This window comes from Patulibacter brassicae, from assembly GCF_033949425.1.
Lineage (GTDB): Bacteria > Actinomycetota > Thermoleophilia > Solirubrobacterales > Solirubrobacteraceae > Patulibacter > Patulibacter brassicae.
The window spans coordinates 322,406-346,529 of the sequence record NZ_JAXAVX010000004.1 but is presented as its reverse complement, the minus strand read 5'-3'; the positions used below and the strand labels follow the sequence as shown (position 1 = coordinate 346,529).

Genomic DNA, 24,124 nt, shown 5'->3' with positions numbered 1-24,124 from the left:
AGGAGGACCCGTGTTCTCGCACCACGAGGAGCTGGCCTACACGGTCCGCGTCGACAAGCCCAACCCCGTCTTCGCCCGCCTGCTGCAGCAGGCCATCGGCGGCCCCGAGGGCGAGATGCGGGTGATGAACCAGTACCTCTTCCAGGCGTGGGGCACCCGCGGTCCGAAGCGCTACCGCGACATGCTCCTGCACACCGGCACGGAGGAGATCGGCCACATCGAGCTGCTCGCCACCGCCGTGGCGATGAACCTCGAGGGCGCCCCGTCGGAGGTCGTCGACGACGTCGTCACGAACCCGCTCGTCGCCGCGCGGATGGGGGGCATGGAGCCGCGGCACCTGCTGTCGGGCGGGCTGGCGGCGATGCCCTCCGACAGCAACGGCGTGCCGTTCAACGCCGCCTGCATCGACGTCGGCGGCAACCTCGTGGCGAACATGCACGCGAACGTCGCCGCCGAGGCGATCGGCCGGACGCTCGCCGCCCGGCTGCGCGAGGCGACCGACGACCCGGGCATGAAGGACATGCTCAGCTTCCTCATCGCGCGCGACACGATGCACCAGCAGCAGTGGCTCGCCGCCGCCGAGGAGCTGAACCCCGAGCACCGCGCCGCGCCGACGGACGTCTCCGACGGGGATCCGCACGAGCAGTACGCGCACGCGTTCTTCGCCCACGCCGACGCCCCGGTGCCCGAGGACGCCGCATGGGCGAGCGGCGAGGCGCCCGACGGCGGGCGCTTCAGCGTCGTCAACGCGCCCCGCCTCGGGCAGGAGCCGGAGCTCGCGAAGGCCCCGTTGGCCATCCACGCCGGGCCCGAGGCCACGCGGCCCGACGACGACGGCAGCGACCCCGGCCTGCTCGGCAAGGCGAAGCAGGCGGTCGACCAGATCGCGGGCGGCTGAGCGCGATGGCGACCTCCTACGGGGACACGGCCCGCGCGCGGCCGCACCGGCCGATCCCGGTGGCGGTCCACGCCCTCATGGAGCTGCCGCTCGCGGCGCTCGCGATCGCCGGGCCGTGGCTCTTCGGGTTCTCCGACGACGACACGGCGCGGGTCGCGAGCATCGTGGCCGGCGCGCTCATCGCGCTCGTCGCGATGACGACGCGCTGGCGCCTCTCGCTCGTGAAGCTCGTGCCGCTGCGCGGCCACGCGTACCTCGACATCGGGCTCGGGCTCGCCCTCGTGCTGGCGCCGTTCGTGCTCGGCTACGCGGACGAGACCGGGGCGCTGATCCTCCACCTCGTCCTCGGCCTCGGCCTGCTCACGAGCGCCCCGATGACGAACTGGCGCACCGAGGACCAGGTCGAGCCGGGCTGAGGCCCGCGGCGGCGCGTCGGCCCCCGGACGCGACGGTCCCCGAGACGACGACGGCCCGCCGGTCGCGAGGACGGGCGGGCCGTTGCGCGTCCGGCGGCGGGGCCGCCGGACCGGTCGGACGTCGGGCTACTTCAGGGCCTTGAACGTGTTCCAGACCGGGTACGGCGTGCCGTTCGAGCTCTGGAGGCCCGAGCGGAAGTTGTCGGCCGGGTTGGCCGGGTTGCGCAGGATGTACCAGGTGAACGACTTGATCCCGGCCTTCTTCGCCGAGTTCCAGGCGCTCTTCGTGTACTTCGCGACCGTCGACTGGCTGAACTTGTTGTTCGGCGCCTCGGTCCGGTAGGCGAACTCGGAGATGTGGATGTTGCGCGCGGCCGTCGAGCTCAGGCGCTTGGCCTTCACGAGCTTCTTCAGCTGGCTCTTGATCTCGGTGAGGTTGCCGTGGACCCACCAGTCCTTGCGCGACTTCGACGGCTTCTTCGTCGGCGAGTAGTCGAAGTCGTAGGTGTGGAGGGTGAACCCGTCGCCGAGGAGCTTCGTGCGGCACGCCTTCGAGTTCGAGGACGGCTTGTAGTTGCTCTTCAGGCACAGGGCGGTGCGGAAGAACGCGCCCGGGTTCGACGACTTGCCCGTCGCGTTGCGGACGTTCGGCGCCGTCTCGCCGACGAAGACCTTCGCGCCCTTGTCGGACTTCTTCAGCGCCTTGTAGACCCGGTTGGAGAACGCCGGCCACTGCTTGGCGCGCTTCTGCGGCCAGGTCGTGCCGTAGTTCGGCTCGTTCCAGGTCAGGTAGCCGTAGACCGGCTTGTCCTTGATCGCGGTGGCGAGCGACTGGAAGTACCAGATGTAGTTCTTCTGGAAGGTCGAGGAGACCTTCGAGCTCGAGCTCTTGCCGCGGAAGTTGCCCTGGTAGAGGCCGATGAGGAGCTTCGCGCCCGCGGCGCGGCCCTCGTCGATCGCGCGGGTCACGCGGGTGACGGTCGCCGGATCGACCTGGCTGGCGCCGGGATCCCAGCGCGGGACCACGCGGACGACCTTGACCCGGGCCTCCTTGGCGGCGGACCAGAAGGCCGCGCGGGTGGCGGCGTTGTCGGACAGGACCATCGAGTCGTCCTCGAGGCCCTTCTGCATCGCGTTGGCCGGCGCGGCCACGCCGCCGGCGATCGCGCCCGCCGTCAGCAGCGGCACGACGGTGCGCCGCATCATCGTCGTCTTCAGCATCGGTTCTCCGTGGTGTTCCTGGGGGATGGCTCGTGAGCCGCCTCGCGGCGACCGCAGGGCGTGGTGCCGCGGATCGCGGGGCCCTGGTCGTACCGTCGGCGCAGTCTAGAGGCGTCCGGCGCGGGATCGAGCCGGTTCTCACGAAACCCTGGACGGGCGATCGAGTCGCGGTCCGCGGCGCCCTCGCGGCCGATCGACGGCGTCCACCCGCGTCCCGGGCGGCGAGCGCGCCTAGAGTTCCCGGCGATGGCGGGCACGGACACCCCGGCGACCCGGGCCGCCCGCGCCGCGGGCATCGCGTTCCGTCTCCTGGAGTACGAGCACGACCCGCGGGCCGCCTCCTACGGCGAGGAGGCCGCCTCCGCGCTGGGGATCGACCCCGCCCGCGTGCTGAAGACCCTGCTCGTCGACCGCGACGGGCGACCCGCGGTCTGCGTCGTCCCGGTGGCCACGTCGCTGGACCTCCGCGCGCTCGGCAAGCGCACGTCGCTGCTCGACCCCGCCGCCGCCGAGCGGCTCACGGGCTACGTCACCGGCGGCATCAGCCCGCTCGGGCAGCGGCGGCGACTGCCGACGATCGTCGACGCCTCCGCCACGGCGCACGAGGAGGTCTGCGTCAGCGCCGGCCGCCGGGGGCTCGAGATCGCCCTCGCGCCCGCGGACCTCGTCGCGCTCACCGACGCCACCGTCGCGTCGATCGCGCGCGGCTGACGGAGCTCGCCGTCGGCTCGTGGCCGGGCGGTCGATCGCGGTTCTGGCTACGGTGTCGCCGTGGCCTCGACCGTCTTCCGCCTCGTCTGCGTGCCGGGCGCGCTGAACAGCGCCCCGGCCGGCTGGGCGCGCGACCTGCTCACCGCCGGGGGCGAGGTCGCCGTGCTCGTCGACGACGACGGCCTGCCCGCGATCAACGCGGTCGCCCGCGCGCTCGACGCGACGTCGATCTCGGTCGTGCGCAACGAGCCGTCCCGCGAGCTCCAGGAGCAGACGGTGATCGCGCACGCCGGCGACCTCGCGCTCGTGTGGGTCGCCCCGTCCTTCTCGGCCGGGGCGGAGGCGTGGGCCACCGCCCGCCCGCCGATGACGCTGCTCGTCGCCGCCGACGGTCCGCTGAGCGACGAGGAGCGCGCTCGCATCGAGCGGTTCGTGCGCATCCTCGGCGGTCAGGCCGCCTGACCGGCCGGCGCCGCGCCCGCCGGGTCGGGGGACGGCCGAAACGGCACCCTCGACCGTGCCGGCCGCGGCGCTCTAGGCTGGCGCCGATGCCGTTCGCCCCCGTCCGCCGAGCGATCGCCGGCGCCCTCGTCACCACCGGCACCGTCGCGCTGCTCGCCGCCGCACCCGCGCCGGCGGCCACGCGCTGGGCGCCGATCGACCAGGCGGGCCCGAAGCTCCGGGCGAAGGCCGCCCTGACCTGTGGTCCCGGCGTCGCCCGGGCCACCCGGACGCCGGTGCTGCTCGTCCCGGGCACCGGCGTCACCGCGGCGCAGAGCTACTCGTGGAACTGGCAGCGGTCGCTGACCGCGGCGGGGATCCCGTGGTGCTCGGTGACCCCGCCGACGGCGACGCTCGCGGACATCCAGCGGACCGGGGAGCTCGTCGCCGACGCGATCCGCCGGGTGCAGCGGACGGCCAAGCGCCGGATCGCGATCCTCGGCCACTCGCAGGGCGGGCTGTCGCCCCGCTGGGCGCTGCGGTTCTTCCCGGACACGCGGGCGAAGGTCAGCGACGTCATCGCGATCGGGGCCCCGCAGCACGGCACGACGCTCGTGCCGACGGCCGAGTGCCGGGCGAAGGGCTGCGCCGCCGCGATCTGGCAGCAGGCGCGCGGGTCCCGGTTCCTCGACGCGGTGAACTCGCGCGCGGAGACCTTCCGGGGCATCAGCTACACGAACGTCTGGAGCACGAGCGACGCCGTCGTGATGCCGGCCGGCGGCAGCCGACCGACGAGCGCGCTGCGCACCGGTCGCGGACGGATCACGAACGTCGCCGTCCAGGAGGTGTGCCCTGCCGAGAAGGCCGACCACCTGTCCGTCGGCCTCGTGAGCGCGACGACCTACGCCCTGGCGATCGACGCGCTGGACCGGGATGGGCCGGCGAACCCCGGCGCCGTCGCGCGGACGGTCTGCTCGCAGCCCTACCAGCCCGGCGTCGACCTGCGCAATCCCGACACGTACCGCCAGCTCCTCAGCGCCACCGACGCGGCGGACACCGCCACGACGCCCGGCGTGAACAAGGTCTCCGGGCTCTCGCTCGTCAAGCGCGAGCCTGCGCTGCGCTCGTACGTGAAGGCGAAGCGCAAGCGGCGCTGAGGCGCCCGGCCCCGTCCCTCGGGGCGGTCGCGCGCACGAACCGAGGCCCGAGCCCGCCCCTCGGGGCGGCCGCGCGCACGAACCGGCGCCGGGCGCGGCGCTCGCGCCCTCAGTCGTCCGGCGGTGCGACCGGGGCGGTGCCTGCGGAGGCGATCGCGCGCGTTGCTGCCTGCGACGCGCCACCGTCGCCGCGCTCCAGCCCGAGGCGGCGCACGAGCGGCGGCAGCACCTCGGCCAGCGGCGCGTCGATCCGCAGCGTCGCCTCGCCGTCGCCGCGGGTCGGCCCGCGCGTGACGATCCCGACGGGGATCCCCCGGGCGTCGGCCCGCCGGACGAAGCGGTAGCCCGAGAACACCTGCAGCGACGAGCCGAGCACGAGCAGCGAGCGCGCCGCGTCGGTCAGCGCGAAGCACCGCTGGACCCGCTCGCGCGGGACGTTGTCGCCGAAGAAGACGACGTCGGGCTTCAGCGTGTCCGCGCCGCAGACGAGGCACCGCGGCGTGCGGAAGCCGGCGATCTCGACGTCGTCGAGCCGGACGTCGCCGTCGGGGCGGATCGCGTCCGCGTCGGGGTGGAAGTCCGGGTTCTCCGCCGCGATCCGGGCGTCGAGCGCGCGCCGGTCGCTGCGGTCCCGGCAGGTCAGGCAGACGACGTCGGCCAGCGCGCCGTGGAGCTCGATCACGTCCGTGGCTCCCGCGGCCTGGTGCAGCCCGTCGACGTTCTGCGTGATGACCGCGCGCAGCAGCCCGCCCCGCTGGAGCGCGGCGACCGCGTGGTGACCGGCGTTGGGCCCGACCGCCGAGAGCCGGCGCCAGCCGACGAAGGCCCGCGCCCAGTAGCGCCGGCGCGCGTCGGAGGACATCACGAACTCGCGGTGCTGCATCGGCGCCACGCGGCGCGTCCCGTCCGGTCCGCGGTAGTCGGGGATCCCCGAGTCGGTCGAGATCCCCGCGCCCGTCAGGACGAGCACGTCGCCCGCCGCGACGAGGGCGGCGAGCCGGTCGAGGTCCGCCGGGGAGGGCACCCGTAGGAGTATCGCGCTCCGCCGTCCGATGTCCGCCCGGCCGGCGCCCGAAGGCACGGGGACGCAGGCGCGAACGCCGGTCCGAGGCACCGACGTGGTACGCCGCCCGACCGATCGGCGGTGCCGCGCCCTCGACCGAACGCCGAGGCGGGCGGCTGGACGTTCGTTGGCCGGCGCGCGGACTCGTCATCGCCCACGGCGGCCCGGGCGATCGATCGGCCATGCACGGCTCGGGGGCGGCAGCGCGATCAGCGACAGGGCGGGACCCGGCGGCGGCACGGCCACGGCCGGCCCACCGCCGCTCGCTCGCCGGCGAGCGGCGGACGCCGCCGCCCGGCCGGCGCCGTCGGCCCGCACCGGGCCGGCTGCTGCTGCTCGCCCTGGCGGCGCTGCCGCTGGCCGCGCCGTCCGTCGCCGGCGCGGACGGCGCCCCGCTGGACCGTCCGGGCCCCGCGATCTCCGCCACCGCGCTGCTGCACTGCTCGCCCGGCATCGAGGACGCGCGCCGGTCGCCCGTCCTGCTCGTCCCGGGCACCGGCGCCACGCCGGCGCTGAACTACTCCTGGAGCTGGGAGCCGCTGCTGACGCAGCGGGGCGTCCCGTGGTGCGACCTCACGGCGCCGCGCAACGGCGAGGACGACGTCCAGACGACGGGCGAGCTGCTCGTCGACGCCATCCGGCGCGTGCACGAGAAGAGCGGGCGCCGGGTCTCGATCCTCGGGCACTCGCAGGGCGGGATGGTGGCCCGCTGGGCCCTGCGGTTCTTCCCCGACACGCGCGCGAAGGTCGACGACGTGATCGCGCTCGCTCCGCCGAACCACGGATCGACGCGGCTGAGCACCGCGCTGTGCGCGAAGCAGGGCTGCTCGCCGGCGATGTTCCAGCAGACGAGCGACTCCCAGTTCATCGCCGCGCTGAACGCCGGGGCGGAGACGTTCGCCGGCGTCTCCTACACGAACGTCTACAGCGCGCACGACGACGTCGTGACGCCCGACGACGGCCCGGCGCCGTCCAGCGCGCTGCGGACCGGCGCGGGGATGGTGACGAACCTGCCGACCCAGCTCCTCTGCCCGAAGGACGAGAGCGACCACCTCGAGCTCGGCGTCACGAGCCCGGTCTCCTACGCCGCGGCCTACGACGCGCTCGACCACCCCGGCCCGGCCGATCCGGCGCGGATCGACCGCGCCGTCTGCGACCTCACCTCCCAGCCCGGGATCGACATCGCGAAGCTCCAGACGATGATCGACCCGCTGCTCGACGCGCTCGGCATGTCCCGGGCGACCGTCGCCGCCGCGAACGGCGCGGTTGCCGCCGGCTCGGCGGAGATGCGCGTCCGCCAGGAGCCGCCGATCCGCTGCTACGCCACCGCGGCCGGGTGCCCGGGTCAGGCGATGACCCGCGGCGACCGCGAGGACGACGGGATGGTCGCCGCGGGCCGCGCGTGCCGCTCCACGCGGCGCGCCTCCGTGCCGCTGCCGCGGACGTGGCGGCGCGCGACCGTGCGCGTGACGCGCGGCGCGGCGACGGTCCGACGGCGGCGCGGGCGCCTGCACGCCGAGCTGACGCTCGGCGGGAGTCGCGCCGTCGTCCGGGTCGTCGCCCGCGGCACGACGGCCGGCGGCGACGTGCGGCGGTGGAGCACGCGCCTGCGGATCTGCGCCTCGCGCTGAGGCTGCGACGGCCGGGCCGCGTTCGCCCTCCGGGGGACGCGGCCCGGAGTAGGCTGCGCGGCATGTGGAGGACCCGCCGTCGCGCGAGCACGATCATCGCGGTGCTCGCGACGCTGGGCCTCGCGCTGACGACCGGCACCGGGCTCGCCGGGGCGGCCGCGCCGATCCCGCCACCGGATCGTCCGGGGCCGCCGCTCACGGCGAGGGCCGAGCTGCGCTGCAGCGGGTCGCTCGCGGGGGCGTCGCGGGCGCCGGTGCTGCTGAACCCGGCGACCGGGGTGACGCCGGAGCAGAACTACTCGTGGAACTGGGAGCGCTCCCTGAGCGCCGCCGGGATCCCCTGGTGCGCGTACACCGCGCCCCGCAGCACGCTCGGCGACGTCCAGGTCTCGGGCGAGCTGCTCGTCGACGCGATCCGCCGGATGCACGCCGAGAGCGGGCGGCGGATCGCGATCCTCGGGCATTCCCAGGGCGGCATGTCGATGCGCTGGGCGCTGCGCTTCTTCCCGGACACGCGCGCGATGGTCGACGACGTGATCGGGTTCGCGCCGTCGAACCACGGGACGACCCTCGTGAGCGTCGCCGGGTGCCGGCAGGCCGGGTGCACGCCCGCGTCGATCCAGCAGGCGAGCGACTCGCGGTTCATCGCGGTCCTGAACTCGGGCGCCGAGACCTTCCACGGGATCTCCTACACGAGCATCTACTCCGCGACCGACGAGGTCGTGCTGCCGCCGCCGAGCGCCGCGCTGCGCACCGGTGACGGGCGGATCGCCAACATCGCCACCCAGGACGTCTGCCCGACGGACCTCTTCGAGCACCTCACCGTCGGCACGGTCAGCGGCACGGCCTACGCCCTGGCGATGGACGCCTTGGACCACGACGGTCCGGCCGACCCGCAGCGGATCCCGCCGACGACCTGCGTCCTCGCCCCCCTGCACCCGGGGGTCGACGTCACGAACCTCCAGACGCTGCTGCAGCCGCTCAGCGCCCTGCCCGGCCTGCTCTCCGTCCCCGTCCCGGGGATCAGCCTCGTGCCGGGCGTCCCGCTCGTGAAGACCGAGCCCGCGCTGCGCTGCTACGCCACCGTCGCCGGTTGCGCCGGCCAGCACCGCCCCGGCGGCGAGACGCCGACGGACGACGGTGGCGGCACCGACGCCGGCGGCGGACCCGGGACGGACGGCGGCGCAGGGCCGCGCTGCGTGGCGGCGAGGCGCACGACGGTGCGCCTGCCCCGCTCGTGGCGCCGCGCCACCGCGACCGTCGCCGGCCGGCGCGCCGCCGTGCGTCGGCGCGGCGGCCGGCTGACCGTCACGGTCGACCTGCGCCCCCGTCCGGGCCGGTCCGTCCGGCTCGTCGCCCGCGGCACCACGCGCGCCGGCAAGGCCGTCCGCCACACGCGGACCTTCCGCGTCTGCGCAAGGACCTGACCGGCGCCTACCCGAGCAGTCGGCGCACGACGGGGAGGTAGCCGTCGCGGTGCCCGGCGGCGTTCGGGTGGAAGCTCTCGCTCAGCGGGGTCGACGCGCCGTTGAGCCACTCGACCCGGTCGCAGACCGCATGGCCGACGAAGCCCGGGAGGACGTCGCCGAACGCGAACCCGTGGGCCTGTGCGCGCGTCCGCAGCACGTCGCGCAGCAGGTCGGCGGTGGCGTTCAGCCGCCGCTCGTCGTCGGGCGAGAAGAACGTGACGGCGTTGCAGTCCTCGCCGTTGAAGACGCGGGGATAGCCGAGCACCGCCACCCGCGCGGCGGGCGCCCGCGCGGCGATCTCGCCGTACACCCGGTCCAGGCGCCCCGGCAGCGTCCCGCGGATGTACCGCTGGGCGCCCGCGACGGCGCCGGCGCAGTCCGACGCCCACGCGGGCTTCGCGCACTCCTTCAGCACCGCCGCGAATCCGGCGTCGTTGCCGCCCACGGTGATCGACACGAGCCGCGTGCCGCGCGTCAGCGACGAGACCTGGTCGCGCAGCACGTCGCTCGTCGTCGCGCCGGCACAGGCGCGGTGCACGAGCGACGTGCCGGATCGGGCGGCGGCGAGCAGCGCCGGGTAGGCGCGGGTCGAGCGCTGGCAGGACGCCTCGACGTAGCTCCGCGTCCCGGTGCCGGAGCTGTACGAGTCGCCGAGCGCGACGTAGCGGTCGGCGCCGCTCGCGGCGGCGGACGGGACGAGGGCGCCGGCGAGCGCGAGCGCGCCGGCCGCCGCGCGAGCCGCGCGGCGCAGGGAACGGGACATGGAGCTCCTCCTGGAGCGGTGGTCGGGGACGACAGGACCGTCGTGGCCTGCCGTGGGGACGGGCTGAAGGGGCCGGGACGCTCGCGCCGCCGGGGTCGGGCGGTGGCCGGCGCGGACTACGCTGCGTCCGGATGGGGCGGCTGATCGTCGACGGGTCGAACGTCCTGGGCGCGCGCCCGGACGGCTGGTGGCGCGACCGTGCCGGGGCACGCGTGCGCCTGACGGTCGCGATCGACGCGGCGGCGCCGGCGCTGGCGCAGGCGCTGCTCGGCGATCCGGACGCGCCGGTGCTCGTCGTGCACGACGGACCGGCGCTCGCGATGCAGGTCCTGCGGGTCGACGTCCGGTTCGCTCCGGTCGCCGACGACCTGATCGCCGCCCTGGCGACCGCGCACGACCTCGTCGTGACGTCGGATCGCGAGCTCGCTGAGCGCGCGACCGCGCGCGGCGCCGGGACGCTCGGCGCCGGGCGGTTCCGGTGCCTGCTGGACGAGGCGGAGGCGTGAGGTCGACGGCATGGCCGGATGCTCGCCCGGGCGGGCGTGGCGACTCCAGTCCGGGAGCGCACCGGCGGCGCGCCGGTTCGGTGTCGCACCCGTGTCGTCGGGCCGACGGCGACGGGCCGCGCGCTACCGTCGCCCGGTGCCTCGTTCCGGTCCCGTGGGCGTTCGGCTCTTCGTCGCGCTCGAGCTGCCCGCGGCCGTGCGACGCGGTCTCGGCGGATGGGTGCGCGGTCAGCGCGCGCTGCGCACGACGGTGCGGCCGGTGCCCGAGGAGCAGCTGCACCTGACGCTCGCGTTCCTCGGCGAGCGCCCCGCGGCGGAGATCGAGCCGCTCGCCGGGGCGGTCGCCCTCGCGGGCACGGATCGCTCCTGCCTCGACCTGGAGACCGGTGCGCCGATCTGGCTGCCGCCGCGTCGGCCGCGCGCGCTCGCGATCGAGGTCCACGACCTGCGCGGCGACCTCGCCGAGCTGCACCGGTCCCTGACGGACGCGCTCGCCGACGCCGTCGGCTGGCGTCCGGACCGTCGCCTGCGCCCGCACGTCACCGTCGGCCGGCGGCGGCCGGAGGCCGGCCCCGATCCGGGCGCGGCGCCGGACCCCACGCCGGACCTCCGGTTCGACGCCCCGGCCCTCGCCCTCGTGCGCTCGACGCTGCGCCCGAGCGGCGCCGAGCACCAGGTGCTCGAGCGCGTCCCGCTCGCGTGACGGCGGCTCGCCCGAGAGATCGCGAGCCCGCCCCCGGGTACCGCGCGGCCCGCGGTCGCGGCGCGTCGGCGACGGTCGACCGGGCGGGCCGTCCCCGACACGCCCGCCGCGAACGCCGGCGGGCCCCGCCCCACCCGGGCGTCCGCTCGCGGCCGACGCCCTAGGCGATCGAGGGCGCGCCCTGCGGCAGCTCGGCGAGCGCCCGGTCGCGCTCCTGCGCGGAGAACTCCGGATCCTCGAGGTCGCCCGCGAGGTACGCGTCGTAGGCGGCCAGGTCGAAGTGGCCGTGGCCGGAGAGGAGGAAGAGGATCACGCGCTCCTCCCCCGCCTCGTCGGCCTGCTGGGCCTCGATGAGCGCCGAGCGGACCGCGTGCGCCGACTCCGGCGCGGGGATGATGCCCTCGGTCCGGGCGAAGGTCAGCGCGGCCTCGAACGTCTCGTTCTGGCGGACGGCGCGGGCCTCGACCTCGCCGGCCTTCACCATCGCCGAGAGCAGCGGCGCCATGCCGTGGTAGCGCAGACCGCCGGCGTGGACGGGCGGTGGCACGAAGCCGTGGCCGAGCGTGTGCATCGGCAGCAGCGGCGTGAGGCCGGACGCGTCGCCGAAGTCGTAGCCGTAGACGCCCTGGGTGAGCGTCGGGCAGGCGGCCGGCTCGGTCGCCACGAACCGCGTCGACAGGCCGCGGCGCTGCTTCTCGCGCCACCACGGGAACGCGATGCCGGCGAAGTTCGAGCCGCCGCCGGCGGACGCGAGGACGACGTCGGGGGTCTCGCCGGCGATCGCGAGCTGGGCGATCGTCTCCTGCCCGATCACCGTCTGGTGCAGCAGCACGTGGTTGAGCACCGAGCCCAGCGAGTAGTTCGTGTCGGGGCGCTGCGCGGCGAGCTCGACGGCCTCGGAGATGGCGATGCCGAGCGAGCCGGTCTCGAACGCGGCGTTCGCCTTCCCGGCCTCCGTCCGGTCGCTCGGCGAGCGGTGGACCTCGGCGCCCCAGGTGCGCATCATCGAGCGGCGGTAGGGCTTCTGGTCGAAGCTCGACCCGACCATGTAGACCTCGACCTCGAGGCCGAACATCGAGCCGGCGAACGCCAGCGAGCTGCCCCACTGCCCGGCGCCGGTCTCGGTCGTGAGCTTCGTGATCCCGGCCTGCTGGTTGTAGTACGCCTGCGGGACCGCGCTGTTGGGCTTGTGCGAGCCGGCCGGCGAGACGCCCTCGTACTTGTAGTAGATGCGGGAGCGCGTGCCGACGGCCTCCTCGAGCCGCCGCGCGCGGTACATCGGCGTCGGGCGCCAGAGGCCGAGGGCCTCGCGGACCGGCTCCGGGATCCGGATCTCGTGCTCGGCGGAGACCTCCTGCTCGATCACCGCGGGCGGGAAGATCGCCGACAGGTCGTCCGGGCCGGCGGGCTCCATGGTCGCCGGGCTCAACGGCGGCAGCGCGCCGCCGGGCAGCTCGGGCAGGACGTTCACCCAGGACGTCGGGATCTGGTCCTCGGCGAGCAGGATCTTCGTCGGGTCGGCCATGCGGGTGCGGTCCTCGAGGTCGGAGTCGTTCGCGCGCCGGTCCGTCGCGGACAGCGGTCCGTGGCGACGCGCGGGACGATCCTACGGCGCCGCCGCGGTGCGCCGGGACCGTACGCCGCACGCGGACGGACGCCGGGAGCCGCGCCGATCTGCACGGGACGACGCGCGGCCGCGCCGACGTCGCCGAGGACCCGGGGACGGCGTGCGCGGGGCGCGGCCCCTCCAGGGAAAGCACCGCGGGCGGCCGCTCCAGGGGGAGCGGCGGTGGGCGGGAACGCGCCACGAGTCCCGGCCCGCGCCGTTCGCCGATGACTCCGGGCGTCGAACGCGGTCTCGGACGGTGACCGGCACCGCCCATCCCCGAGGACCCTCCATGACCCGCATCCGCGTCGATCACGCCATCTCCGTCGACGGCTTCACCGCCGGCCCCGACCAGAGCCTCGAGGCGCCGCTGGGCATCGGCGGCGAGCGGCTCCACGCCTGGCAGTTCGCCGTGCGGGAGTCGGGCGCCGTCGAAGCCGACGTCCAGGTCTTCGACGAGCACTTCGCCGGCGTCGGCGCCTACGTCATGGGGCGCAACATGTTCGGTGGCGGCCCGGGCCCGTGGGCGACCGACGAGCCGTGGGAGGGCTGGTGGGGCCCCGAGCCCCCCTACCACCGCCCGGTCTTCGTCCTGACCCACCACCCGCGCGAGCCGCTGGTCCTCGGCGACACGACCTTCACGTTCGTCACCGAGGGCCCCGAGCGCGCGCTCGAGCTCGCTCGCGCGGCCGTCGGGGAGCAGGACATCCGGATCGCCGGCGGAGCCTCGACCGTCGCGCAGTACCTGCGCATGGGCGTCGTCGACGAGCTCCACCTGCACGTCTCGCCGGTGCTGCTCGGTGCCGGCGAGCGCCCGTTCGACGGGGTCGGCCCCGAGGACGTCGGACTCGAGATCGACCGCGTGATCGCCTCGCCGCAGGTGACGCACATCCGCTACCGGGTGCAGCCGGCGCGCTGATGCGGCGGCGCGAGGGTCGATCGCCGTCGGCCGGTCGGCCGCCGCGGGTCGGTCGTGGCGACGGCGATCGGCGCGGCTGCGGCGCCGGCCAGGAGGTCGCCGTGGCCGGGCGGGCCGGACCGGACGCGCGTCGCGGCCTCAGCGCTGCCGGTCGACGAACTCGCGCAACGGGCCCGTGGGCAGCGAGCCGCCGGGCTTCAGGCGCGCGGCGAGCTCGCGGTGCAGCTCCGCGACGTCGAGGTTCGATGCGTCGATCCGGACCTCGGCCCCGTCCCGGTCGACGAGGTGGATGTAGCGCCCGGGCCGGCCCACCGGCGGGTCGCCCGCGGCCTGCAGGCGCCGGAGGTCGACCGGTCCCTGCCACGCGGTGAGGCTGCGCGACCAGAGGCGGTCGCCGTCGAGCACGACCGAGAGCTGCCGCACGTAGAAGCAGAGCGCCGCGAAGCCGGCGAACGGCACGAGGACGATCGCGCCCGTCCCGTACTGGCCCGATGCGATCAGGCCGAGCGCGCCGGCGAGGGCGACGATCGCCGGCACGCCCCAGCCGACGATCGCCCACCTCCGCGGGTGCCCGAGGACGCGGGCGTCCGCGGGCGGGGCGGCGGTCGTGGGATCGGCGGTGCTGGAGCGCGTCATCGGGTCCGTCCGGTCGGGAGGTCGCCTCACGATACGAGCGGGCGGGTCTCGGCACCTCGCCCCCCGGTCCGGCCTCGAGCGGCTCCGACGCGCCGCCCGGTGGCAGCGGCCGGTCGCGACCCGCCCCGGCCGCGTACCTCATTCGGCGACGAACCCGAACGGGCGAGCCCGGGGTGGGGCCTCTCCCGCGAGCACGCCGTGGAGCTCCGCGAGCGTCGCCGGACCCGCGACGCGGGCATCGCTGCCCTGCGCCGCGAGCCAGGCGCCGGCCTCCTGGGAGCTCAGCGGCTCGAAGGCGACCGTCGCCCAGCAACGGCCCGGACGGCGGATCGCCGGGTGCAGCGCCCCGACCGACTCGTTCGTCGTGATGAGCACGAGCGTCCGCAGACCCTGTCCGAGCAGACCGTCCGAGAGGTTCAGCAGCCGCGACACCGCCTGGCCGGTGCGGTCCGGCGCGTCCTGCCCGATGAGCTCGCCGGCGTCCTCCAGGACGAGCAGGCGCCACCGCACGTCGTGGTCCCCGCGGTCGCGGTCTTCGGGCTCGCCGTCATCGATGTCGTCCTCCCCCATCGCGACGTCGGTGAGGTACGCCGCTCGACCACCGGCCAGCAGGACGTCGGGATCGGTCACGACGTGGATCCGGCACCACGAGCGCCACGCGTCGGCGAGCGCGCGCAGCGCGGTCGTCTTGCCGGTCCCGGGTGCGCCGTGCCAGAGGAGCAGCCGCCCGGCGCCGGGAGCGCGAGCCGCCACGAGCTCCCCGAGCGCGCGCCGCGTCGACGCGGCGTACCCGTGTTCGACGGCGGCCCACGAGAGCCCGTCGACGTCGCGCCGCGTGCAGCGCCCTCCACGCTCGCCCGAGGACCAGAACGCGACCGGCACCGTCGCCCGTTCGGGCGCGGGGTCCGGCGCCAGCTCGCCGAGCAGCGTCGTCACGGCCGCGGCGGCGGACGGGCGCGTCGCGGCGGCCGTGGTGACCAGCACGGAGCGGCCACGGCACTCCACCCGGGCCAGGACGTCGCCGAGATCCGCGACGCAGGTCCAGCCCGCGTCGTCCTCGAACGACGCCAGCAGCTGCGCGTCGACGAACGGCATCCCGGGCCGGGTCCTCGCCTCGCGCCGCCCGGCCCGCAGGTGGCGCAGCGCGCGGTCCGCGGCGAGCTCCATCAGCAGCTGGTCGACCCAGCCGGACTCGCCGTACAGGTCGTTCGTCGCCAGCGGCGCGCGCATGCGGACGTCGTCCCGGCGGGGCGCGGCGGTGTCCGTGGCGAGTGGGGCGGTCATGGCGTGGGCGACGGCGGGCCGCGGCGGGCCGAGCGGGCCGGTCATCGGACCAGATCGCGAGCGCCTCGACGAGCGGGCACGCCGTCCCACCACGGGTTCGATTCCGCGGCGCCGGACCCACGGGGCGGCGGGTCGAACCCGAGGCCCGCGACGATCGCCGCCACGAGCCGCTCCGCCGCCACCTCGCGAGCGATCGACGGACGCCCGCGGAGGCCGCGCGCGACGATCTCGCGGATCCGCTCGTTCACGTACGGGGATGCGACCGCTCCGCGACCGCGTGCGGCGTTGCAGTCGCGGTGGGCGAGGCGGAGGTTGCCGGCGCCGTCGGCGCCGCCCTCGGCGCGGGGCTGGACGTGGTCGCGGGTCGGGGCAGCGTCGTCGAGCGGGTCGACGTCGCCGGGTACCGCGACCGGCCCTCCGCAGAGCCAGCAGGTGCCCTGGTCCCGGTGCCACAGGCCGTGGAGGGTCATGACCGGACCCACCGCTCAGTCCCCCAGCCGCCAGGTGTAGGAGTGCTCCTCGTAGTCGACGCGCGCGCTGAAGCGATAGCCGCGGCTGCGACCGCCCGAGAGCTTCTCGGTCACGGCCATGCAGTCATAGGTCCCGGCGTCCTCGTCGAGGGCCGTCTCGTTCCCGTCGAGGTTCTCGCACGACGTCGAGAGGATCGGTCCGTCCAGCACGCCCTCGCTCACGCGCTCGCGCGCGTCCTTCGTGATCGACCGGCGCAGGTCGCGGACCGTCGAGCGACGGAGGCTCCGCTCGAACCGGTCGCTCGCCTCCTGGGCGTCGGCCTCCTCCCGGGCCGCCCTCGCGCGGGCCGCGGCCTCGGCGGCCTCGCGGTCGCGTCGCTGCTGCGCCGCGCGCTCCCGATCCTCGGCACGCTGGTCCGCCGCGAGCTTCAGCGCGACGCCGCCGCCCGCGCCGCCGAGCAGCAGCACGACGCCGAGCACCGCGACGACCCGACGGGTGCGCCTCGTCCAGGATCGTGGCCCGCGGCGGCGGCGCTCGTAGGCGGCGCCGCAATGCGGGCAGAACGCGCCGCTCGTCGTCGCCTGCGTCGAGCACCGGCGGCAGACCCGGGTGACCGGCGCATCGGTCGGTGCGTCCTGCGCGCCGGCGCTCGTCGGCGGCAGCGCGTCGTCCCCGGCGCCGTCTCCGGACGCTGAAGGCACGCGATCGGCCCCCTCGTGCGGGTCGTCGTCGGGGTGGTCGGGGCGGGGCGACTCGTCGGTCATGGAGCCGGAGTCGACGTCCGCGCACCGCTCCTGACAGCGGGCCGCTCGCCCTCGGGGCGGGGCCGCGCGTCGGGCACCGCTGTCAGGATCGCTCCGGCCCCGCCGACCTCGCCAGTCCATGCCCGACGCCGCCCCGCTCAGCCTCCTCGACCGCGCCCGCGGGGCGCTCCTGGGCCTCGCCGTCGGCGACGCGCTCGGGACGACGGTCGAGTTCCGACCGCGCGGGACGTTCGCGCCGCTGACGGAGATCGTCGGCGGCGGGCCGTTCGGGCTCCCCGCCGGAGCGTGGACCGACGACACGTCGATGGCGCTCTGCCTCGCCGACAGCCTGCTCGCGCAGCGTCGCCACGACCCCGCCGACGCGCTGCGCCGCTACGTCGCCTGGTACCGCCACGGCGAGCGCTCGAGCACCGGCCGGTGCTTCGACATCGGCAACGCCACCCGGCAGGCGCTGGAGCGGTTCGAGCAGACCGCCGAGGACGCGCCGGGCGTCGCGTTCCCCGACGCCGGCGGCAACGGCGTGCTCATGCGCCTGGCGCCGCTCGTCGTCGCGTACCGCTTCTCGCGCGGGGCCGCGATCGTCGCCGCCACCGCCGAGTCGAACACCACCCACGGCCACCCGGCCGCCCGTGACGCGGCGAAGCTGCAGGCCGGGTTGCTCGTCGACCTGCTGGCGGGCGGCACCCGCGAGTCCGTGCTCGGTCCCGATGGCCGGTTCCTCGCTCCGGGGCTCCTGCACGACGACGTCCGCGCGCTGCTCGACGGCGCCTTCCGCCACCCCGGGGCGGATCCGCCCGCCGGCGTGGTGGGCAGCGGCTACGCGCCGAAGGCCCTCGAGGCGGCGCTGTGGGCGGTGTGGAGCACGGACGACTTCGCCGGCGCGGTCCGCGCCGCGGCGAATCTCGGCGACGACGCCGACACCACCGCGGCGATCGCCGGACAGCTCGCGGGTGCGCTCCACGGTGCGTCCGGGATCCCGGAGCGGTGGCGCTCGATCGTGCATCTCGGCCCCGAGATCGTCGCCCTCGCGGACGGCCTGCTCGCACTCTCCGACGACCTCGCGGTCGAGCACCGCCGGCGTCCGTCGTGGCCCGGCGCCCCCGACGTCGACCCCGGCCTGCCGAACGACGCGTTCTGGTTCCGCGACCACGAGCTGCTCGCCGGGCCGTACCCCGGGGCGCCGGCGATGTCGGAGGCCGCGGCGAAGCTCGACGCGCTGCTGGACCTCGGCGTCCGATGGTTCGTGGACCTGACCGAGGAGGGCGAGGGCCCCGGACCCGTCGGCCTGCACCCGTACGAACGGCTCCTGCGGCAGCGAGCGGCCGCACGCGGGATCGAGGACGTCTGGCACGTCCGGTTCCCGATCCGCGACGTCGACGTGCCTCGTCCCGCCCGGATGCGGGCGATCCTCGACGTCCTGGAGCGAGCGCGCGCGACGGGCACGATCGCCTACGTCCACTGCTGGGCCGGCGTCGGCCGGACCGGCACGGTGCTCGGCTGCCTCGCGGTCGAGGACGGGAGCGGCGGGCAGGAGGCGCTGGACCGGCTCGCGCATGCGCGACGCCACACCGCGCGGGCGCGGGCCGGTCGGGTCGCGCCCGAGACCGCGGCGCAGCGCGCGTTCGTGACGAGCTGGCGGGCGCCGCACGTCCCCCGGGTCGACGAGGACGGAGCCGTGCCGCTGATCGCCGGCGCCGAGCTGCGCGCGCCGGACGTCCCCGCGCCGTGGGACGACTACGACGCGGTGCGGCGCTTCGCCCACACCTTCGACGGCTACGCCGCGTACGCGGGCCGCGCGGAGCCGGACGCGAACGGCGAGCCGGACGTCGTCGGGGCGCTCGCGGCCGTCGCGAAGCCCGTCGAGGAGCGCTGGCACGCGACCGGCGAGCTGCCCGACGACCTCGACGTCCTGCGCGGCACGCTGTTCTTCGGCTTCCGCGCGGACCGCTTCACCTGGGGCGACGACGTCGAGATGAGCGCCCCGGACGACGACGGCGTCACCCACGTCGTCAACGCCCGCCGCCCGGAGGACGGCCCGACGCCGCGGTTCCGGCGCGCGCTGGTGGCGCGGATCGCCGAGCTCGTGCAGGCGCGCGCCTGACCGTCGGCCGCGGGTGGGCCCACACGCCGGTCGGCGGTCGCGAACGCCGGGACGCGCACCCGGGCAGCGCTGAGGCCGACGGACCGGCGGGCCGGGGCGGGCCGGCGGACCACGGTCGGCAGTCGGCAGTCGGCAGTCGGCAGTCGACGGTCGGCGGTCGGCGGTCGACAGTTGGCAGTCGACGGTCAGCAGTTGGCAGTTGGCAGTCGACGGTCGGCGGTCGGCGTCGGCGGTCGGCGGTCGGCGGTCGGCGGTCGCACGAGAGGATGGGTCGGGTGGACGTCGTCGCGATCGACTGGTCGGGCCGGGCGACCGGCGCCGAGCGGTTCCTCTGGACCGCGCACGTGCGGGACGGCCGGTTGCTCGCGCTCGAGGACGGGCGCGACCGCACCGCGGCGATCGACGCCGTCATCACGCTCGGCGGCCGGTGCGACGCGCTGCTCGTCGGGCTCGACTTCTCCTTCTCGTTCCCGGCCTGGTGGTGCGCGGCCCGGGGCTGGCGCACGGCGCCGGAGGTCTGGGCGGCGATGCACGACGAGGGCGAGGGGCTGCTCGCCGCGTGCGCCCCACCGCTCTGGGGCCGCCCGGGCACGCGGGCGCAGACGCTCGGTCCGCCGCTGCGACGGACCGAGGCGCGGCATCCCGGCGCGAAGAGCACCTTCCAGATCGGCGGCGCCGGGGCGGTGGGAACCGGAGCCGTCCGGGGCATGCCGAACCTGCTCCGCCTGCGGGACGCCGGGTTCGCCGTCTGGCCGTTCGACCCGGCCGGGCCGCGCACGGTGGTCGAGGTCTACCCGCGGACCGCCGCCGCGGTGCTGGCGCGCGCCGGCGCGTCGGCCGTCGCGTGTCGGGCGGCGTCCCGGGCGCGGACCCCGGCCGACACTCGCGGCCCGGACCCGCCGATGGTCGCCCGAGCGGATCGCGACGCGTCCGGAGCGCGGACCCCGGCCGACACGCCCGAGCCGGACGCCCCGACGACCGCGCGAGCCGGTCGCGACCAGTCCGGGGCGTGGACCGGGGCCGATACCGCACGACCGGGCGGCGGCCACTGGACGACGCCCGCGGACCGGGTGCTCGTCAAGGGCCGCGAGGACCACCGGCGGGCCTTCCTCGCCGCCCATCTCGCCGACCAGGACGCCGCGCTGCTCGAGCGCGCGGCCCGCAGCGAGGACGCGTTCGACGCGACCGTCGCGGCGTTCGCCCTCGCGCACGACGTCGCGACGACCGGCGCGCCGGCAGCACGTTCTTGCTCCGGGCCGGCCCCCGGTCCGCGCCGGGCCGCCCTGCCCGTGCGCGTCGATCCGACGACCCGGATCGAGGGCGAGATCCTTCCGGCGCCGCCGGGACCCTGACGTGCTCGCGGGGCCCGCAGGCCGAACGCACCCGCACACGTCGGCGTCGGCGTCGGCGTCGGCGTCGGCGTCGGCGTCGGCGTCGGCGTCGGCGTCGGCGTCGGCGAGGATGCGGCCATGAGCGACGCGCGCCGTGCATCCGCCCCGACGGTCACCCGCTCCCGAGCGGTGCTCGCCAGCGACGCCGTCACGAGCGCGCTCGGCGTCGCGGCGAGCGCGGCGGTCGCCGGCTCGGCGGGCGTCGCGGCCAGTGCTGCGGTGTCCGCCTCGGCCGGCGTCGCCGCGAGCGCGGGCGTCGGCCTGAGCGCCGGGGTCGCCGCCAGCTCGGGGATCGTCGCGAGCGCCGGGATCGCGGCGTCCTTCCTGCTCGCGGCGTGCCGTCGGTGCGTCCGCTGCGCGGCATGCGTGGCCTGCGTCGACTGCCGCGACTGCTTCGCGTGCGGCGGCTGCCGCGACTGCTCCGGCCTGCGGTTCGCGGTCGGCGCGGTCGGCGTCCACCGCCGATGAGACCGACGGTGTCCACGTCGTCGCTCGACGCCCATCGCCCGCCGGCCGGCTCGATCGGCGGGCGTCGTCGATAGCCTCCCCGGCGGTGCCGCTCCCCCGCTCGGTCCCCCGCCGACGGCGCCCCCTGCGGGCGCTCCTGCTCGCGTCGGCCGCCGTCCTCCTGCCCGCCCCGGTCCTCGCGCCGGCCGCGACGTCCCCGTCCGACGACGAGCCCGCGCTCGGCCAGCCCGGCCGTTCACGGACCGCGCTCTTCGCCGCCGCGCTGCGACGGGACCCGATCTTCGTCAGCCCGTCCCTGCGGCGGATCGCGACGCCGCGAGAGCTCGCCGCGCTGCGTCGCGAGGTCGCCGCGATGCCGGTCCCGACGTTCGTCGTGCTCGCGCCGAACCTCCTCGGCGAGCCCGACGGCGAGCAGCTCGACCGCCCGGCGCTGCTGCACGACCGGCTCGCCCGGGACGGGGTCTACGTCACCTCGACCGAGTTCGGCTCGCTCTCGGCGGCGTCGTTCGGCGTCCGCACGCGGCTCGACCCGCGCACCGCCGCGAACGACGCGGGCCTCGTGATCGACCGGCGCGACGGGCCGTTCGCCCGGATCCGGCAGACGCTGCGCGAGATCCGCACCGGCGTCCGGCCGGCGGCGGCGATCGCCCAGGAGGAGCGGTTCCGTCGCGAGAGCGCCGAAGGCCGGCCCGACGGCGGTGGCGGAATCCCCTCGTGGCTCGTGCTGCTGGCCGCGTTCGCCGCCGGCGTCGCCGTCCCGCCGATCGCGATGACGCTCACGCCCGCCGCGCGCCGCCGCCGGGCGGCCGCCCGAGCGGCCCAGGGGCCACGGCTCGCCCCGGTCGACGCGGCGGACGCCCGCCGGAGCGCCCTCACCGCGCTGTCGCGGCTGGCGCGGTCGCTCGCGGCGGCCACGGACCCGCCGGCGGCGGCCCAGCGGCGCTACGACGCCGCGTCGAAGCTCCTCGACGACCATCCCCAGGACGGCCTCGCGCTCGTCGCGGCGGCGACGCTCGCCGCGGGCGGCCGGGCGCTCCTCGGTCGTCCGGCGGGCGCGACCTGGCGGCCGTGCTTCTTCGACCCCCGGCACGGCGAGGCGACGGCCGCCGCGCGCTTCCGTCGCGGATCGGCCGAGGTCCCGCTGCCGGCCTGCCGCGCGTGCGCGGAGGCGATCGCCGCCCACCGCGCCCCGGAGGCCCTCGCCGACGACGGCGTCGCCTACTGGGAGCGCGACACGGCGTGGACCCGGTCGGGGTTCGGCGCGGTCGACGACGATCTCGCCGACGCCGTCCTGCGGGGAGCGGCGCCGTGACCCGCCGCTCGTGGATCCGGGTCGCCGTCGGGCTGCTCCTCGCCCTCGTCGCCGCGCTGCCGGCGGCGGGACCCGCCGGCGCCGCGACGCCGCGCGTGCCGGACGACCCGGCGCTGCGCAGCGCCCCGGCGGACCGGCTGGACCGGCTGGCGACGGCCCTGCGCTCGTCCCCGGTCGCGGTCGATCCCGAGCTGGACTGGCTCGTCGACGGATCGATGCGCCGGCGCCTGCTGGACGCGGTGTCCGGGTCGTCGGTCCCGATCCTCGTGGTCGTCCTGCCCCTGGAGACCGAGGACGAGTCCGGCGGCGACGCCGAGCGCGTGCTGCGCGGCCTGCAGCAGCGCCTGCGCGAGGACGCGATGTACGTCGTCATCGACGACCGGGGCACGTTCGAATCCAGTCCGCTCGGCATCGCGCGGACGATCGACGTGCCGTTCGAGCTGCGGTACCCGCCGATCGAGCGGCGGGCCGAGGACGAGCGTCGTCCCGACCCGTTCGCGACCGTTCCGGGGCGCCTGTCCCGGCTCGCGCGGATCGTCGACCGGTCGCCCCGGTCCTCGACCCCCACCCGCGGCGTGACCGCGGTCCGGCGGCTCAGCACCCTGCCGTCGGAGTACGCGTTCGGCGACGAGGACGACGGTGGTCTGCCGACGGCGGTCAGCGCCGTGCTGCTGGCGCTGCTGGGCGGCCTCGCGGGCCTCGGGATCGTGCGCGTGCGTGCGCGCCGCGCGGCCGCTCGCGAGCGCGAGGCCGCCCGGGCAGCGCGGGCACGAGCCCGGGCGCAGCGAGCGGCAGCGGGCAAGCGAGGGCGCCGCCGGCGCCGGAGGAGGCGCCAGCGATGAGCGACGTGACGCAGCGATCGACGACCCGGACCGCGCAGCTCCTCGCCGCGGTCCTCGCGGTGGTGCTGCTCGTGCCGGCGATCGCCCAGGCGGCCCGACCGGCGGCGATCGCCCGCGAGCTCGAGCGCTCGCCGCTGTACGTCGATCCCGCCTACGCCGACGCGCTCGCCCCCGAGGACGAGCGCGCGCTGCGCGCCGCGATCGACCGGCGGCCCGGTACCACCCGTCTCCTGCTGACCGCGTTGGTGCCCGGCGACGCCGCCGACGGCCGGGCGCGGACCCTCATCGAGCTCGTGCGCCAGCGCCTGCGCGACGCCGGCGAGGACGCCGACGGGACGTACGCGGTCGTCGACGGCTCGTACGTCACGGCCACGACCTACCGGCAGGGCGAGGAGGTCCTCGGCGACGACGCTGCGCGCGATGCGGCGTTCCTCGCCAACAACGACGACGGCGAGGGCGGGCGCCCGAGCTACCGCGAGCCGGTCGGCGCCGTCGCCCTGCGGTTCCTGCGCCAGCTCGCCCGACCCGCCGCGCAGCGCTCGGCGGCCGCCGAGCGCCTGCGCGCGACGCTCCGGCGCGAGTACGAGGCGCGTCAGCGGGAGCAGGCCGGCGACGGGGGCGGCGTGCCGCTGGTCGTCGTGCTCGCGGTCGTCGCGCTCGTCGTGCTCGGCGCCGCCCTGCTGCTGTACCGCCGTCGCGGGGCGCGCGTGGCCGACGGGCCGCTGCCGGTGATCCCGGACCGCGTCTTCGAGCACGCGCGCGCCGCTCGGCGGGCCGAGCTGCGCGAGGACGCCGACGAGCAGCTGCTCGCGCTCGGCGAGGCCCTCGACGCCCAGCCGGTGCCGGAGGCCGAGGCCGCGCAGGAGGCCTACCAGGAGGCGCTCGACGCGACGACCGCCGCGCGACGGCGGATGCGACCCGATGCCCCGTCGGTCGACCTCGTCGGCGTGCTCGTCCTCATCGATCGGGCGCGCGGCCTGCTCGCGCGGGCCGCCGCGCTCGACGCCGGCCGCCGTCCCCCGGAGCCGGACCGGCTGTGCACGTACCACCCGCTCCACGGGCGCGCGGCGAGCACCGTCGAGTGGCGCCCGGGCCTGCGCGTCCCCGCCTGCGCGGCCTGCGCGGCCGACGTCCGCGCCGGACGGACCCCGGACGCGCTGCGCGATGGCGACCGCCCGTACTTCGAGGCCGACTCGGTCTGGGCGCGGACGGGCTTCGGTGCGCTCGCCGACGACCTCGTCGCGCGCGTGTCGCGCGGCGAGCGCTGAGCACCGGGCCCGGCGCGCGGAGGCCGCGGGGGCGCGGCGCGGGGCGAAGGCCGGAGGAGCGAGCGACGGACCCGCGGCACCCG

Annotated in this window: 24 protein-coding genes and 1 pseudogene; 17 read left to right on the top strand and 8 right to left on the bottom strand. The window is 76.7% G+C overall.

Going from position 1 to position 24,124, the window contains the following annotated elements:
- Positions 1–10: 10 nt before the first annotated feature.
- The gene (locus SK069_RS11085) at positions 11–898 is read left to right on the top strand and encodes a manganese catalase family protein (RefSeq protein ID WP_319954293.1); all 888 of its coding nucleotides are present in this window, start codon (positions 11–13) and stop codon (positions 896–898) included.
- 5 nt (positions 899–903) lie between these two features.
- Positions 904–1,314 (top strand): SPW repeat protein, encoded by a 411-nt coding sequence (locus SK069_RS11080; protein ID WP_319954292.1) that lies wholly within the window; start codon positions 904–906, stop codon positions 1,312–1,314.
- A gap of 126 nt (positions 1,315–1,440) precedes the next feature.
- Here SK069_RS11080 and SK069_RS11075 read toward each other — a convergent pair whose 3' ends face one another.
- Positions 1,441–2,535, bottom strand: coding sequence for a cellulase family glycosylhydrolase (locus SK069_RS11075; protein WP_319954291.1), 1,095 nt, complete (start codon positions 2,533–2,535; stop codon positions 1,441–1,443).
- Between the two features lie 246 nt (positions 2,536–2,781).
- Here SK069_RS11075 and ybaK point away from each other — a divergent pair, with 246 nt between their 5' ends.
- The 3 genes from ybaK (at position 2,782) to SK069_RS11060 (ending at position 4,844) form a co-directional block, all read left to right on the top strand.
- Positions 2,782–3,246, top strand: a complete 465-nt coding sequence (ybaK, locus tag SK069_RS11070) for a Cys-tRNA(Pro) deacylase (protein ID WP_319954290.1) — start codon at positions 2,782–2,784, stop codon at positions 3,244–3,246.
- A gap of 60 nt (positions 3,247–3,306) precedes the next feature.
- A complete protein-coding gene (locus SK069_RS11065) occupies positions 3,307–3,708 on the top strand; it encodes a hypothetical protein (RefSeq protein ID WP_319954289.1) in 402 nt (133 codons plus the stop codon).
- A gap of 86 nt (positions 3,709–3,794) precedes the next feature.
- Positions 3,795–4,844: an esterase/lipase family protein gene (locus SK069_RS11060; protein ID WP_319954288.1), complete on the top strand. Its 1,050-nt coding sequence runs from the start codon at positions 3,795–3,797 to the stop codon at positions 4,842–4,844.
- 109 nt (positions 4,845–4,953) lie between these two features.
- On the opposite strand, the gene SK069_RS11055 is transcribed toward SK069_RS11060, so the two are convergent.
- The gene (locus SK069_RS11055) at positions 4,954–5,868 is read right to left on the bottom strand and encodes an NAD-dependent protein deacetylase (RefSeq protein WP_319954287.1); all 915 of its coding nucleotides are present in this window, start codon (positions 5,866–5,868) and stop codon (positions 4,954–4,956) included.
- A gap of 221 nt (positions 5,869–6,089) precedes the next feature.
- Between SK069_RS11055 and SK069_RS11050 the strand changes: the two genes are divergently transcribed.
- Positions 6,090–7,538, top strand: coding sequence for an esterase/lipase family protein (locus SK069_RS11050; protein WP_319954286.1), 1,449 nt, complete (start codon positions 6,090–6,092; stop codon positions 7,536–7,538).
- Positions 7,539–7,600: 62 nt separating this feature from the next.
- On the top strand, positions 7,601–8,965 hold the full coding sequence (locus SK069_RS11045; protein WP_319954285.1) for a lipase family alpha/beta hydrolase: 1,365 nt from the start codon (positions 7,601–7,603) through the stop codon (positions 8,963–8,965).
- A gap of 7 nt (positions 8,966–8,972) precedes the next feature.
- Here the strand turns inward: SK069_RS11045 and SK069_RS11040 are convergent, their stop codons facing one another.
- Complete coding sequence (locus SK069_RS11040; RefSeq protein WP_319954284.1) at positions 8,973–9,770, bottom strand: SGNH/GDSL hydrolase family protein; 798 nt, start codon at positions 9,768–9,770, stop codon at positions 8,973–8,975.
- A 131-nt stretch (positions 9,771–9,901) separates the two neighbouring features.
- Here SK069_RS11040 and SK069_RS11035 point away from each other — a divergent pair, with 131 nt between their 5' ends.
- Positions 9,902–10,276, top strand: a complete 375-nt coding sequence (locus tag SK069_RS11035; RefSeq protein WP_319954283.1) for a DUF188 domain-containing protein — start codon at positions 9,902–9,904, stop codon at positions 10,274–10,276.
- A 136-nt stretch (positions 10,277–10,412) separates the two neighbouring features.
- Complete coding sequence (gene thpR / locus SK069_RS11030; protein ID WP_319954282.1) at positions 10,413–10,979, top strand: RNA 2',3'-cyclic phosphodiesterase; 567 nt, start codon at positions 10,413–10,415, stop codon at positions 10,977–10,979.
- A gap of 160 nt (positions 10,980–11,139) precedes the next feature.
- On the opposite strand, the gene SK069_RS11025 is transcribed toward thpR, so the two are convergent.
- Positions 11,140–12,504 carry a TrpB-like pyridoxal phosphate-dependent enzyme gene (locus SK069_RS11025; protein WP_319954281.1) on the bottom strand — a complete coding sequence of 455 codons (1,365 nt, stop codon included), beginning with the start codon at positions 12,502–12,504 and terminating at the stop codon, positions 11,140–11,142.
- A 373-nt stretch (positions 12,505–12,877) separates the two neighbouring features.
- On the opposite strand from SK069_RS11025, the gene SK069_RS11020 reads away from it, so the two are divergent.
- Complete coding sequence (locus SK069_RS11020) at positions 12,878–13,504, top strand: dihydrofolate reductase family protein (protein ID WP_319954280.1); 627 nt, start codon at positions 12,878–12,880, stop codon at positions 13,502–13,504.
- A gap of 138 nt (positions 13,505–13,642) precedes the next feature.
- Here SK069_RS11020 and SK069_RS11015 read toward each other — a convergent pair whose 3' ends face one another.
- The 4 genes from SK069_RS11015 to SK069_RS11000 all read right to left on the bottom strand — a co-directional run bounded on the left by SK069_RS11015 (position 13,643) and on the right by SK069_RS11000 (position 16,659).
- The gene (locus tag SK069_RS11015; RefSeq protein WP_319954279.1) at positions 13,643–14,140 is read right to left on the bottom strand and encodes a hypothetical protein; all 498 of its coding nucleotides are present in this window, start codon (positions 14,138–14,140) and stop codon (positions 13,643–13,645) included.
- Positions 14,141–14,278: 138 nt separating this feature from the next.
- Positions 14,279–15,424, bottom strand: coding sequence for a DUF5925 domain-containing protein (locus tag SK069_RS11010; RefSeq protein WP_319954278.1), 1,146 nt, complete (start codon positions 15,422–15,424; stop codon positions 14,279–14,281).
- A 41-nt stretch (positions 15,425–15,465) separates the two neighbouring features.
- Complete coding sequence (locus tag SK069_RS11005; protein WP_319954277.1) at positions 15,466–15,894, bottom strand: HNH endonuclease; 429 nt, start codon at positions 15,892–15,894, stop codon at positions 15,466–15,468.
- A gap of 15 nt (positions 15,895–15,909) precedes the next feature.
- Positions 15,910–16,659, bottom strand: a complete 750-nt coding sequence (locus SK069_RS11000) for a hypothetical protein (protein WP_319954276.1) — start codon at positions 16,657–16,659, stop codon at positions 15,910–15,912.
- Between the two features lie 118 nt (positions 16,660–16,777).
- Between SK069_RS11000 and SK069_RS20295 the strand changes: the two are divergent.
- From SK069_RS20295 to SK069_RS10970, 7 genes and pseudogenes are all read left to right on the top strand, one after another.
- Positions 16,778–17,704: pseudogene (locus SK069_RS20295) on the top strand (ADP-ribosylglycohydrolase family protein); the annotation flags it as partial.
- Between the two features lie 141 nt (positions 17,705–17,845).
- Positions 17,846–18,760, top strand: coding sequence for a protein-tyrosine phosphatase family protein (locus tag SK069_RS20290; protein ID WP_406628283.1), 915 nt, complete (start codon positions 17,846–17,848; stop codon positions 18,758–18,760).
- Between the two features lie 275 nt (positions 18,761–19,035).
- Positions 19,036–20,112: a hypothetical protein gene (locus SK069_RS10990; protein ID WP_319954274.1), complete on the top strand. Its 1,077-nt coding sequence runs from the start codon at positions 19,036–19,038 to the stop codon at positions 20,110–20,112.
- Positions 20,113–20,229: 117 nt separating this feature from the next.
- Positions 20,230–20,619: a hypothetical protein gene (locus tag SK069_RS10985; protein ID WP_319954273.1), complete on the top strand. Its 390-nt coding sequence runs from the start codon at positions 20,230–20,232 to the stop codon at positions 20,617–20,619.
- An 85-nt stretch (positions 20,620–20,704) separates the two neighbouring features.
- Positions 20,705–21,931, top strand: coding sequence for a hypothetical protein (locus SK069_RS10980; RefSeq protein ID WP_319954272.1), 1,227 nt, complete (start codon positions 20,705–20,707; stop codon positions 21,929–21,931).
- Positions 21,928–22,773 carry a hypothetical protein gene (locus SK069_RS10975; protein WP_319954271.1) on the top strand — a complete coding sequence of 282 codons (846 nt, stop codon included), beginning with the start codon at positions 21,928–21,930 and terminating at the stop codon, positions 22,771–22,773. Before SK069_RS10980 ends, SK069_RS10975 begins: the two co-directional genes overlap by 4 nt.
- Complete coding sequence (locus SK069_RS10970; protein WP_319954270.1) at positions 22,770–24,041, top strand: hypothetical protein; 1,272 nt, start codon at positions 22,770–22,772, stop codon at positions 24,039–24,041. Before SK069_RS10975 ends, SK069_RS10970 begins: the two co-directional genes overlap by 4 nt.
- Positions 24,042–24,124 lie beyond the last annotated feature (83 nt).